This window comes from Agromyces litoreus (assembly GCF_040496015.1).
Classification (GTDB): domain Bacteria; phylum Actinomycetota; class Actinomycetes; order Actinomycetales; family Microbacteriaceae; genus Agromyces; species Agromyces litoreus.
Genome location: NZ_JBEPKA010000001.1, coordinates 246,658 through 259,254 on the forward strand (window position 1 = coordinate 246,658; position 12,597 = coordinate 259,254).

Here is a 12,597-nt window from a genome sequence, read left to right on the forward strand (position 1 = left end):
CGCTCAGAGCGGATGCGACATCGCCAGGAGCCGCGTGAGCGTCGGTTCGTCGACGAGTCGCAGCAGTGTCGTCGACACCACGTGGACGTCGAGCTCGAGCAGGCGCGATGCCGCGCGCCCCAGCTCGTACTCGACCCGTCCGGCCGCGGTCAGCGCGGTCTCTGCGAGGAGCACGAGACCCGCGTCGTCGGGATCCTCCGGGCCGGGTTCGACCACGCGGATGCCGGACGCCCCGTGCCGGGCGAACACCGCGACGAGTTCGCCGCGGCGGAGCGACAGGCGATCCGCCGGGGCAAGCCCGGAGCCGCTGCGCGCGCCGACTCCGGGATCGCCCGGGGCCGACTCGCCCGTCCGACCACGGAGCCCCGCCTGCGGCACCGCGGGACCCGGTCTCACGGATACGGGAGAACGATGGTCGGGTTGGCCGTGCGTGACGGCCCGATCGCGCAGGTCGGCGTACGCGATCACGGCGTTCGCGACGACCGCCTTCTTCGTGGTGCGCAGGACGAGGGCGAGCTCGGTGACGAGGCGGTCGGTGGCGGCGTCGACCTTGATGGGCTTCTCGGTCATGGCGGCTCCTTCCGATGTCCTTCGTGCTGCTGGTCACGCCCGACACCACGGAGGATGTGCCTCGCTTGGTCGGGTGCAGCTTCGCGCGTGACCGGACCTCCACCCGCTCGAGTGCTGCTCGCCTGCCGTTCGGTGCGCGGGCGGTCTCGTCGGCGCCGTCCCGGGTCCGTGCCGGGCGATGGTCTTCATGTCGCGGAACCGGTACCGAAGTACCGAAGTACCGAGGTGCCGAGGTGCCGAGGTGCCGAGGTACCGAAGTACCGGGCGACGCGAACAGGAACAGTGTCTCGGCGGGCTGCGCGCGCGCCGCGCCCCGACCGGCGGCCACGTGATCGACGGTCATCCCGGCCGATGTGGAGGAAGGGTGGCGAGGGCGAGGGCGGGGTCGGCGGGCGAGGGCCGGGCAGGCGGGCGTCGGCGCGTCAGGCGACGTCGAAGGTGCGCTCGTGCAGGCCCGTGGCGCCGTCGGGGGCGACGGGAGCGCGCTCGTCGGTCTGCACCTCGCCGTCGGCGGAGGTGGCGCGCACGCGCAGGGTGTGCGGACCGGATTCGGCCTCCCACTCGTAGCGCCACTGCACCCACGTGTCAGCCGAGATCGCCGTGGCGAGGGTCGCGGGTCGCCACGGGCCGTCGTCGACCTGCACCTCGACGCCGTCGACGCCGGTGTGCTGGTGCCAGGCCACGCCCGCCACGACCACCGTCCCCGCTTCGAGCGACTGCCCGGGGCGGGGGACGTCGATCCTGGAGGAGAGCTTGATCGGGCCGCGCTCGCTCCAGCCGCGGTCGCTCCAGTACGCCCGGTCGCGGTCGAACCGGGTCACCTGGAGCTCGGTGACCCACTTCGTCGCCGAGACGTAGCCGTACAGCCCGGGCACGACCATCCGCACCGGGAAGCCGTGCTCGACGGGCAGGGGCTCGCCGTTCATCCCGATCGCGAGGACCGCCTCGCGGTCCGGGTCGGTGAGCACCTCGAGGGGCGTCGACGCCGTGAACCCGTCGATGCTGCGCGAGAGCACCATGTCGGCCTCGGCATCCGGCGCCGCCCGGGCGAGCAGGTCGCGGATGGGCGTGCCGAGCCACACGGCGGTGCCGATGAGCTCGCCGCCCACCTCGTTCGACACGCAGGCCAGGGTCGTGACGCTCTCGGCCATCGGCAGGGCGACGAGGTCGTCCCAGGTGAGCTCCACCTCGCGGTCGACCATGCCGTGGATGCGCAGTCGCCACTCCTCGGGGTCGACCTGCGGAACGCTCAGGGCCGTGTCGATCCGGTAGAACACCCCGTTCGGCGTGATGACCGGGGCGAGCCCGTCGATGCCGAGCTCGGCGGCGGCCGGCACCGTCGCCGTCGACGCGGGTGACGGCAGGCGCAACGCCTCGCGGACCGTGGTCACCGCGCGAGAGCCGGCCGACAGCGCGGTGGAGGCGATCGCCGCGAGCACGCCGACCGCCGCCGTGCCGCCGACCCAGGCGAGGAACCGGCGCCGGTCCACGTCCGCGACCGTCGGCTCGACCTCGGACGTCGCTGCGCGGGACGCGACCTCGGCGGGCAGGCGCCGCAGCAGCATCGACAACGCGCCCATCGCCGCGAGCGCACCGACCACGGCGGGCAGGAAGGCGAGCACCGAGGCGTTGGCCCGCGTCATGGCGGCGATCGCACCGACGATGCCGGCGAGCGCGAAGAGGCCGCGCCCGAGTCGTGGACGGCGCACCTCCAGCAGCCCGGCCACGGCGCCGAGCAGGAGCAGCACGACGCCGACGCCGACGAGCAGCGCGGCCTTGTCGCCCGTACCGAACAGCGCGATCGCGGCATCCTTCGCCCACGGCGGAGCCAGGTCGATGAGCAGCGCCCCGATCGAGGCGAACGGCGAGGTCGAGGGGGCGATGAGCGCCGCGGTGAGCTCGCCGGCGCCCGCCCCGAACGCGGCCGCCGCCGCGCCGGCCGCGACCGGGCGCGGCCAGCCGAGGGGCGCGCGATCGGTCGGCATGCTCTCAGGCTACGTCGGCCGCCCACTCGTCATCGGCGGTGCGGGCCCGACGTAAGGGGTTCGTAAGGAGCGCCTCGTGCTACATCCCGGGCAGGAGCGGCAGGAAGCGGTCGAACAGGAACCCGAATCCCTCGGCGACCGCTCCGGCGACCCAGCTGAAGAGCACGATCACGCCCGTGATGATCCACGCGATCGTCTGCTCCTGACGGGTGCCGATGACGCGTCGCCCGTCGGCGTCGGTCGCCGTGTTCGTGAGCGTGAGGATCAGGTCGACCAGCCACCAGATGCCGAGGCCACCGGCCGTCAGCAGCTTGAGCACGCCCGTGCCGACCTTGCCGAGGTAGAACCGGTCGATGCCGAGCACGCCGAGCAGCCACGCGAACAGCCAGGTCGCGATGAACGACCGGGACGAGGTCGACTCGCGCGCCGCACGCTCGACCTGCGGGTTCCGCCCGGATGGCGCGGTCGACGGATTCGCCATGACGATCCCCCTTCGTCACGACCACCGTACGTCCACCCCGCGCCGGCGCGGGGTCCAAGGTCCCTGCGCCGTGCGGCGCGGGCCGCGCCGGCGCCGCTCATCCGGCGTGCGTCGACACGAAGTCCGCGACGCGCGGCGCGAGGCCGGCGCCGACCTCGGCCGCCGGACGCTTGGCGCCCTTCACCTCGAACGAGTGGTTCGCGCCGTCGATCCAGGCGAGCACGGCCGACGGCGCGAGCCCGCCGACGAGCGCGTCGAGCTGGTCGTTCGGGATCGCGAACGGGTCGTTCCGGCCCTGCAGGAACAGCATCGGCACGCCCGCCAGCTTCGGGAAGTGCTCGTCGCGCGCCTTCTCGGGCCGGCCGGGCGCATGCAGCGGGTACCCGAGGAACACGAGCCCGGCGGCATCCATGCCCTCGGCGACCGCCATCGACGCCATCCGGCCGCCGAACGACTTGCCCGACGCCCAGACCGGCTCGCCCGGCGCCGCCGAGTCGCGCGCGGCCGAGGCGACCGCGCGCCAGGTGGCGATCGCGGCCGGCGGCCGGTCGGGGAACCGGCGGCCGGCCACCCGGTACGGGAAGTCGAACCGCATCGTCGCGACGCCGAGGTCGCCGAGCGCCCGGCAGAAGCCCGTGAGGAACGGATGCTCCTTGCCCGCGCCCGCGCCGTGCGCGACGACGATGGTCGCCGTGGCCCCGTCGGGCCGGCGCAGCACGGCCGGGACCGCGCCCAGCTCGTCGCTCACCGTGATCGAGAGCTCGCGCTCGCCTGCATCGTCCATGGATCCATGGTGCCCGACGACGCCCGGCAGCCTGGGCCGAAGACGGCAGCGGGGCCGGGACGACCCGAAGCGTCCCGGCCCCGCATGCTGCGCGTCCGCGCAGCATGCCCGTCACGCGTCGACGCCGGCCCCCACCGTGCGGGCGACGCGTGCGGAGCGCGCGGACCCCACCCGCGCGACGATGGTGGCCAGGGCGACGACGGCCGCCGCGACGATGGCCGCGATCCCGGTCGTCGTGGACTCGGGCTGGTCGGTCAGCCGCCCGACCGCGACCCACGACAGCCCCCAGCACAGCGTGAATGCGGGCGCGAGGCGGCCGCGCCCCCACACGGCCAGCGCGACACCGATCGCGGCGGCGGCCGCCAGGACGATCACCGCCCACGTCTCCTCGGCGAGCCCGAAGCCCCGGAAGCCGACGGCCTGCAGCACCGCGGTCGCGTTCGCCGCGGTGGCGACGATGACCCAGCCAAGGTAGAGGCCGATGGGTCCGTCGGTGAGTGCGGCGTCGACGACGCCCGTCGGCGGGATCCGGCGGAGCTGCACGAAGATCCAGGCGAGCACCGCGACCAGCGCGACGATCACGGGCAGGCTCATGCCGAGCAGGTCGGCCTGCACCACGCCGATCCACACGGCGTTGAGCACGAGCGAGAGCGCGACGGCGTAGCCGACGCGTCGCTGCCGCTCGCTCGCCCGCTGGGCGGGCAGCGCCTGCCAGATCGCGTGCGCGAACATCGCCGTGTAGATGAGGCTCCAGATGCTGAAGGCCGGCCGTGCCGGGGCGATGAGGGTGGAGTCGGCGTCGAGCCAGCCGCCCGCGGCATCCTGGATCGGCGTACCGCCGGCGACCCCGGAGCCGATGAAGGCCCCGACGATCGCGAGCACCGACGTGACGAGCACGACCACCTGCCGGACCACGTCGGCGACGCCCGGCGGACGTCGGGTCTCGCTGCTCGGTGCGTCCGTCTCGGTCGTCGGCTGCATCGTCGCTCCCCTCGATGACTGGTGTGGCCACGGTATGGCGGGTGCGAGCGCCGACGCGTCAACCATTCGATGGAATCGGCTCCGGCTCCAGCGCGAACTCCCGTCCGGCGGCGAATGGGATGGCGGCGCGCAGCGGCGCGACCGGGGTCGGTCCCGCGGTGATCGTGGCCGCGAACAGGCGTCGGAGGCCGGGGACGCCGGCGCGCTGCCACGCCGCCACCTGCCGGGCCGCGCCGGTGCCGTCGTGACGCAGGCGGGTGAGCAGCTCGTGCACGATCGCACGGTCGCCCGACCGTTCGAGCGGCGCCGCGAGGTGACGTTCCAGGCGGCGGAGCAGGTCCCCCGCGGGAGCCAGGCATCCCGTGGCGGGGTCGAACGCGCCGCCGGAGAGCCCGGCGTGCGCGGCATGGAGCGTCGCCGCGCGAAGGAGCTCGTCCGGCACGTCGGGGTCGGGGTCCTCCGCCCGCCGGACGGGGCGGTGCACGCTCGGACCGAACCGCTCGAACTCGTCGACCGCGCGCTCCACCAGGGCCCGGCAGACCGCGGCCACGAGCAGGGTGTCGTCGGCGGCGAGCTGCGCGTCCGCCATCCGGAACTCGATGGTGGGCACGTGCTCCGACAGCCGCAGGTTCCAGGCGATCAGCGCGAGGTCGCTCATCCCGCCGTAGCCGAGGATGGCCCGGATCCGGCGGTCGTAGTCGGCCGCGTCGGCGAACCGCGGCGGGCACCCCGCCGTGGGCCATCGAGCCAGCTGGACCGTGCGCCAGCTCTCGTAGCCGGTCACGTTCCGCCGCCACAGCGGCGAGTTGCCGGTCATCGCGGTCAGCAGCGGGAGCCACGGCCGCACGGCGTCGATCGCGGCGACGCCGTGCTCGCGCGAGGGCACGCCGACGTGCACGTGCAGGCCGCTCATCTGGTGGTCGGCGATGAGGCCGGCCATGTCGTGCAGGACCCGGTGGTACCGGTCGGAGTCGCTGACCGACGGGAAGTGCGGCACGTCCGGCGGGGTCCCCACGCTCGCGACGCTCAGGGCGTGCCGCGCCGCGTCGGCGTCGACCTCGTGCCGGAACGCGACCAGCGCCTGCCCGGCCGTGCCGAGGTCGTCGAACACGGGCGTGGCGTACTCGACCTGCGCCGCGAGGAACTCCCGCTGCACGTGGCCCGTCCACCTGGCATCGGCGTCGAGGCGCTGCTGGACCTCCTGGCCGACATCCGCCGGCAGGCCGCTCACGGGGTCGAGGAAGAAGAACTCCTCCTCGATGCCGAAGGTCGTCATCGTCGGTCCTCGCCTGCGGCGACCAGCCCGCCGGCGGTTCGCGTGCACCGCATAGCGGGAGCGTGCGCCCGCGCCGGAGCGTCCGTCAAGGGGCTATCGCCGGCGGCTCCGACGTGCATCGGGACGGCCGCCGAGCACGGATCACCAGCCTTCGGCGAGCACCCGATCGAGCATCGCGACGAAGAAGTCGGCGCTCTCGCGGGTGACCACGAGCGGCGGCTTCACCTTCAGCACGTTCTGGTGGTCGCCGGTGGGCTGCATGATCACGCCGAGCGCGAGCAGGCGGTCGCAGATCGCCGCGGTCTCCTCGGTGGCGGGCTCGAGCGTCGCGTGGTCGCGCACGAACTCGACGCCGAGGTAGAGGCCCAGGCCGTGGACGGCACCGATGAGCGGATGATGCGCGGCGAGCGCCTCGAGGCGGCCCTTCAGGTACGCGCCCGTCTCGGCGGCGTTGCGCTGCAGCCCCTCGTCGCGGAACGCGTCGAGCACCGTGAGGCCCGCGACGCTCGAGGCCGGGCTGCCGCCGGTCGACGAGAAGAAGTACCCCTGGCTGCGGAACCGGGCGGCGATCTCGCGCGTCGTGATGACGGCCCCGAGCGGGTACCCGTTGCCCGCAGCTTTCGCGACGGCGATGACGTCGGGCACGACGCCCTGCTGCTCGAAGCCCCAGAACCACCGCCCGAGGCGGCCGTACCCGGCCTGCACCTCGTCGGCGATCGCGAGCCCGCCGGCCTCGCGCACCGCCGCGTAGACCTCGGCGAGGTAGCCGTCGGGCAGCGGGATGCCGCCGGCGTTGCCGTAGAACGTCTCGGCGATGAACGCGGCGGGCGGGCGGTCGGATGCGGCGAGCTCGCGGATGCGCTCGGCGGCCTCTGGTGCGTACCGCGCGGCGTCCTCGCCGCGGTGGCGGCCCCGGAACGGGTTCGGGGCCTCGACCGGGTGCACCCAGTCGGGCCGGCTCGCGAGCGCGTTCGGGTTGTCGGCCGTCGAGGTGCTGACCGCGTCGGAGGCGTACGTCCACCCGTGGTAGGCCTCGAGCACCGAGACCACGTCGCGCCGCCCGGTCGCGGCGAGCGCCACGCGGATCGCGAGGTCGGTGGCCTCCGAGCCCGAGTTGACGAGGAAGACGGTGTCGAGCGGGTCGGGCGCGAGGCACGCGAGCCGCTCGGAGAACTCGACGACGGCGCCGTAGTTGAACCGCGAGTTCGTGTTCAGCGTGCGCAGCTGCCGCGACACCGCGTCGGCGAGGCCCGGATGTCCGTGGCCGAGCGGGGTCACGTTGTTCACCATGTCGAGGTACACCCGCCCGTCGGTGCCGACGAGGTGCTCGCGCCAGCCCCGCTCGATGCGGGGCGGGGCGTCGTAGTAGTGCTCCTGCACCTCGGCGTACGCGCGGTCGCGACGGGCGACGAGGTCGGCGGCGTCGCGCGCGGCGGTCGTGGCGACTGCGCGCTCCGTGTTCGAAGGTGCGGCGGCGGCAGCGCCGCCGCCGTCCACCTCGCTGCCGCCGAGGCCGAGCGCCCGCGCGGGGTCATCGCCGAGCGCGAGCCAGCCGGGCGCGAGCTCGGGGCGCACGAGGTGCGGCACGTGCGGTCCGTCGGGTCGTTCGAGGCGGATGCGGGCTCGCGTGCGCGCCGGGACGGTGCCGTCGAGGATCGTGACGCCGTCGGCGGCCTCCACGACGAGCCGCGCGCCGCCGGCGAGGGCGAGGTGCGTCGTCGTCGCGAACCACGCATCGATGCCGGTTGGCACGGTCGCGGGCGAGTCGGCCGCGTGCACCCGGCTCGAGGTGAGCCGGGGGGTGGCGCGCTCGAGCCAGGCGACGGCCGCGCCCCGGTCGAGGGCGGCGAGCGCGAGCCGGTCCTCGAGGTCGGGGTCGAGCCACGCGCCCGCGTCGACGGCGTCCGAGGTGATCGACACGTCGAGGCGCACCGCGCGGTCGGGGTCGATCGCGGGGTCGGCGGTCAGGGGCGTCGGCCGCGTCGCGCGCGCGTCCACGCCCGCCGCCTCGACGGCCTCCGCGGCGTCCATGCCGAGCGCCTCGGCGAGCACGCCCGTCATCACCGCCGAGGGCACCGAGGTCGCCCGCGCGAAGATCTCCCACTCGCGTTCCACGCCCGAGGCCGCGTAGTCGTTGGCGCCGCCGTCGACCTGCACCTGGTGCTCGCCGCTGACGACGAGCACCGCCCCGCGGAGCACGACCAGCGGCCACAGCGCCCGGAGCTCCGCCGTCGAGAGCGGGCGCAGCGAGTGGAACGCCCGCACCGCGGGCAGCACCGACACCGGCTCGGCGCCCGCGTGGTGCAGCCCCGACGAGATCGTGATCGCGAGCTCGGCGACCGCCCACGTGCGCGTCACGTCGCCGAAGTCGATCATCCCGTCGGGCACGCGCGTGCCGCGCTCGCCGCGGCACACGACGTTGTCGTCGGTGAGGTCGAGGTGCACGGCCTGCTGCGGCAGGTCGGCCGCGACGGCCTGCAGGTCGTCCCAGGCGCGCGCCGCGGCATCCGTCACCTGCTCCCGCTTCGCGGGATCGGGGTGGAACGGGGCGAGCCGCTCGACCACGCGATCGGCGTGGCGGAGGTCCCACTGCAGCACCCGGTCGAGCCCGGGGTGCTCGAGGTCCGCGAGCGCGAGGCTCGCGCGAGCGGCGAGCTCGCCCATGCGGGCGACGACCGCGGGGGAGAGGTGGGCGGGCCCGTGCAGCGTGCCGCCGGGCAGGAACTCCAGCATGCGGACGTGGAGCGGCCCCTCGCTCGTGGTCGCCACGACCGAGCGCGGCGCGCCGTCGCCGCCCCGGCTCGACCGCGCGATGCGGAGCTCGGGCCAGGCCTCGGCGATCCGGGATGCCGCGAGCTCCTGCGCGGCGATCTCGTCGGCCGTGAAGGCGGGGGTGGTGATCTTGACGACGCCGACCGGGTCGCCGTCGGGGGTGCGCGCGAGGAAGTTCTGGTCCTGCTGGCTCCCGAGCGGGGCGAGCGCGACGTCGAGCCCCCAGTGCTCCCGCACGAGGCTCGCGACCTCGTCCGCCGGGAGGGCCGGGGCGGGCAGCTCGCCCGCCGAGAAGAAGTCGAATCCGCTGACGATCGCGCGGTGGCCCATGGTGCGCCCCTTTCCGCCTCGACCCTAGTCAGCGCGGACGGCGCGGTCCCATCGCCGGCGCGGCGAGCATCGCGCCGATCGTCCACCGTGCGGGCGACGCGCGGGCGGTGTCCGGCGGATGTCGGCGGTCGCCCGTACCGTTTCGGCCATGACCAACCCGATGCCTCCGACGCTCGAGCCCGACGTGCTCGACGAGCCCTGCCTGCGCTGCGGCTCCACCGCGGTGCGGGTCATCCTCTACGGCCCGCTCGACCTCGAGGTCGAGGCGGGCGCCGCCGCCATCGCCGTCGCGTCCGACGGCGAGGCGCCGATCTTCGACTGCCGCGAGTGCGGGTTCGAATGGGGCGAGGCGGTCCGCGACCTGCTCGCCTGATCGGTCGACCGTTCCCCACCCGCGCGCAGTGCGACGAGTGCGGCTCGCACGACGAACGCCGACCACGCCAGCACGCCGAGCAGCTTCGCGCCGTCCTCGACGAGCACCGAGGCGATGGTCGCGGGCTCGACCAGCACGTCGACGGCGGCCGAGAGGCCGAGCGCGGCGAACATCGTGGCCAGCAGCGCCGGATCGAGCCGGTCGACGATCACCTCGCGGAAGCGGATGGCGACCGTGGCGAACGCGACGGCGTAGCCGATCACGAGGAGGAAGCCGGACGCCGGGCCGAAGGCCGTGCTCTCGTGGAGCAGCAGCAGGTCGTCGAGCGCGAACACGAGGGTGAGCCCGATGCACCAGCCGAGGAGCGCGCGGAGCCGGTCGCCGGAAGCGAGTACGACGATTCCCGCGGAGGCGAACCCGGCCGCGAGCACCGCGACGACGATGCCGAGGTTCGACACCAGGCCGTAGGCGGAGCTCGTGTCGCCGTGCTTGGCGGCGACGGCCTGCCCGTCGCGCACGAGGTCGGTCGGGCTCAGCCACGGCTGCGCGACCACCAGGGTCATCGCGACGAGCGTGACGAGGACGAGGGTCGTGATCACCCACGCGGGGGTGCGTCGCATCCCGTCGACGATCCGGTCGGTCGTCGGGCTGTCGAATGCGGTGCTGATCTCGGTCCCTTCCCACGTCACGGGCGCGGCGTGCGGTCACGAGATGGTAAGCGATCGTTCACCGGAACGACGAGTCCTTGACAGCACGCGCACCCTCGCCCGGTCGTGCCCGGCCGGCGGTGCTCGCGGCTAGGGCGCGCGGTCGGGCTCCACGTCCTCCTCGAGCAGCTCCTCCCGGATGCGGCGGAGGTCCTCCATGAGCGAGCCGATCAGGATCCAGTGGTCCGACTTCGGCGGCGCGATCACGAGCGGCGCGGTCAGCGCCGGGATGGCGGACGTGAGCGGTTCCGGGTCGACGTCGGCGAGGTGCACCGCGAGCCGGATGTCGTGGGCGACGCGATGCAGCTGCTCGGCGATCGCGCGCACGGTCGGCTCGCTCGCGAGGTCGTCGTCGTAGTGGTCGACGAGGGCCCGCGTCATCCCGACGACCTGGGTGACGATCGGGCTGAGGCGGGTGAGCAGCACCTGCTGCTCCGCGAGGTCGCCGCGATGCGCCGACCGCCGCGGGTTGAGCGTGAGCGACTCCTCGGCGTCGGAGATGGCGCCGGCCGCCGCGTCGCGCATGGGCCGCATGAGCCTCGCCTCGAGCATCAGCCCGGTGAGCTCGGCCGGTCGCTGCGGCGTCGCGAGCGCGTTCGCGAGGCGGTCGACGGATGCCGCGAGCTCGCTCCCGAGCCGCGCGAGCGCCTCGCGGGCGGGCGCGGCCAGCACCGGCGGCACGATGAGCGCGTTCACGACGATGCCGATCGCCGCGCCGATGAGGGTCTCGAGCACGCGGTCGACCGCGTACTCGGGCGACGTGCCGCCGAGCGCGAGCACCAGCATCGCGCTGATCGCGACCTGGTTCGAGGTGCCCGCCGTCATCCGCCCGGCCCAGGCCGCGAGCAGGGCGACCAGGATGGCCGCGAGGATCACCCAGCTGTTCGGACCGAGGATGAGCCCGAGCACCGAGGCGATCGCGACACCCGCGATCACGCCGATGCTGCGCTCGAGGGCCTTGCCGAGCGACTGGTTCACGCTCGGCTGCACCACGAGCAGGGCGGCGATCGCCGCGAACACGGGCGGCGGCCCGCCGACCAGCCACCCGGCGATGAGCCAGGCGGCGACCGTGGCGACCGCCGACTTCAGCACCTGCAGGATGGGCGCCCGCCTGGTGGCGCGGAACCGCTCGGAGAACCGCATGGAGGTCACGCTATCGGGCGAGCCCGGGGTGACGCTTCGCAGGGTCGGGATCCACGTCGCTTCCGGCCCTGCGGGAGCACGTCCGGACGGCGCCTGGCGGGCCGTCCGGACGGTCCGGTCAGCCGGCCGCCGTGGCGGCGTCTGCGGTTCCGGCGGCGTCGCGCTTGGGCAGGCGCCATCCGGGCCGGACGAAGTGGCAGGTGTAGCCCCACGGGATGCGCTGCAGGTAGTCCTGGTGCTCGGGCTCCGCCTCCCAGAACTTGCCGGCGCGCGCGACCTCGGTGACGACGGGGCCCGGCCAGATGCCCGACGCGTCGACGTCGGCGATCGTGTCGATCGCGGTGTCGTACTGGGCGTCGGTGGTCGGGAAGATCGCCGAGCGGTAGCTCGTGCCGATGTCGTTGCCCTGGCGGTTCTTCGTGGTCGGGTCGTGGATCTGGAAGAAGAACTCCAGCAGCTCGCGGTAGCTCAGCTTCGTCGGGTCGAACACGACCTCGAGCGCCTCGGCGTGCGTGCCGTGGTTGCGGTAGGTCGCGTTCTCGACGTCGCCGCCGGAGTAGCCGACGCGCGTGTCGATCACGCCCGGCATCTTGCGGACGAGGTCCTCCACGCCCCAGAAGCAGCCGCCCGCGAGGACGGCGGTCTCGGCTCCGGGGACGGTCGTGATGGCGCCTGGGGTGGTCATGCGGTCTCCTCGGTGGTGCTGGTGCCGGATGCCGCGGCATCCGTGATCTCGAACAGGTGGAGGTACTCGCCGTAGCCCTCGACCTCGAGCTCGTCGAGGTGCACGAAGCGCAGTGCGGCGGAGTTGATGCAGTAGCGCAGGCCCCCGGCATCCGACGGTCCGTCGTCGAAGACGTGGCCGAGGTGGCTGTCGGCGCCGGCGGATCGGACCTCGACGCGCTTCATGAAGAAGGAGCGGTCGACGTGCTCGGTGACGTTGGCCTGGTCGATCGGGCGCGTGAAGCTCGGCCAGCCGGAGCGGCTGTCGTACTTGTGCACGCTCGCGAAGAGCGGCTGCCCGGAGACGACGTCGACGTACAGGCCCGGCTCGTGGTGGTTCCAGAACTCGTTCCGGAACGCCGGCTCGGTTGCCTCGTCCTGCGTGACCTTGCGCTGCAACGGGGTGAGGCGGTCGAGCGCCTCGGGAGTCCTGCGGTAGTCCTGTGACACGGTTGCTCCATTTCCGGCGACA

At 74.1% G+C, this 12,597-nt stretch carries 11 protein-coding genes; all 11 read right to left on the reverse strand.

The features are described 5' to 3' along the window. Positions 1–3 precede the first annotated feature (3 nt). On the reverse strand, positions 4–570 hold the full coding sequence (locus tag ABME01_RS01215; protein ID WP_353826520.1) for a hypothetical protein: 567 nt from the start codon (positions 568–570) through the stop codon (positions 4–6). 422 nt (positions 571–992) lie between these two features. Then, positions 993–2,555 carry a molybdopterin-dependent oxidoreductase gene (locus ABME01_RS01220; protein ID WP_353826521.1) on the reverse strand — a complete coding sequence of 521 codons (1,563 nt, stop codon included), beginning with the start codon at positions 2,553–2,555 and terminating at the stop codon, positions 993–995. Positions 2,556–2,634: 79 nt separating this feature from the next. Continuing rightward, positions 2,635–3,036 carry a TM2 domain-containing protein gene (locus ABME01_RS01225; protein WP_353826522.1) on the reverse strand — a complete coding sequence of 134 codons (402 nt, stop codon included), beginning with the start codon at positions 3,034–3,036 and terminating at the stop codon, positions 2,635–2,637. 97 nt (positions 3,037–3,133) lie between these two features. Next, a complete protein-coding gene (locus tag ABME01_RS01230) occupies positions 3,134–3,820 on the reverse strand; it encodes an alpha/beta hydrolase family protein (RefSeq protein WP_353826523.1) in 687 nt (228 codons plus the stop codon). A 111-nt stretch (positions 3,821–3,931) separates the two neighbouring features. Then, positions 3,932–4,801, reverse strand: a complete 870-nt coding sequence (locus ABME01_RS01235) for a TspO/MBR family protein (RefSeq protein ID WP_353826524.1) — start codon at positions 4,799–4,801, stop codon at positions 3,932–3,934. A gap of 58 nt (positions 4,802–4,859) precedes the next feature. Next, positions 4,860–6,077: a carboxylate-amine ligase gene (locus tag ABME01_RS01240; RefSeq protein ID WP_353826525.1), complete on the reverse strand. Its 1,218-nt coding sequence runs from the start codon at positions 6,075–6,077 to the stop codon at positions 4,860–4,862. 141 nt (positions 6,078–6,218) lie between these two features. After that, on the reverse strand, positions 6,219–9,179 hold the full coding sequence (locus ABME01_RS01245) for an aminotransferase class III-fold pyridoxal phosphate-dependent enzyme (protein ID WP_353826526.1): 2,961 nt from the start codon (positions 9,177–9,179) through the stop codon (positions 6,219–6,221). A 237-nt stretch (positions 9,180–9,416) separates the two neighbouring features. Next, on the reverse strand, positions 9,417–10,241 hold the full coding sequence (locus ABME01_RS01250; protein WP_353826527.1) for a DUF8692 domain-containing protein: 825 nt from the start codon (positions 10,239–10,241) through the stop codon (positions 9,417–9,419). 108 nt (positions 10,242–10,349) lie between these two features. Beyond that, a complete protein-coding gene (locus ABME01_RS01255) occupies positions 10,350–11,402 on the reverse strand; it encodes an FUSC family protein (protein WP_353826528.1) in 1,053 nt (350 codons plus the stop codon). Between the two features lie 118 nt (positions 11,403–11,520). Beyond that, positions 11,521–12,087, reverse strand: a complete 567-nt coding sequence (msrA, locus tag ABME01_RS01260) for a peptide-methionine (S)-S-oxide reductase MsrA (protein WP_353826529.1) — start codon at positions 12,085–12,087, stop codon at positions 11,521–11,523. Further along, on the reverse strand, positions 12,084–12,575 hold the full coding sequence (msrB, locus tag ABME01_RS01265; protein WP_353826530.1) for a peptide-methionine (R)-S-oxide reductase MsrB: 492 nt from the start codon (positions 12,573–12,575) through the stop codon (positions 12,084–12,086). Before msrB ends, msrA begins: the two co-directional genes overlap by 4 nt. Positions 12,576–12,597 lie beyond the last annotated feature (22 nt).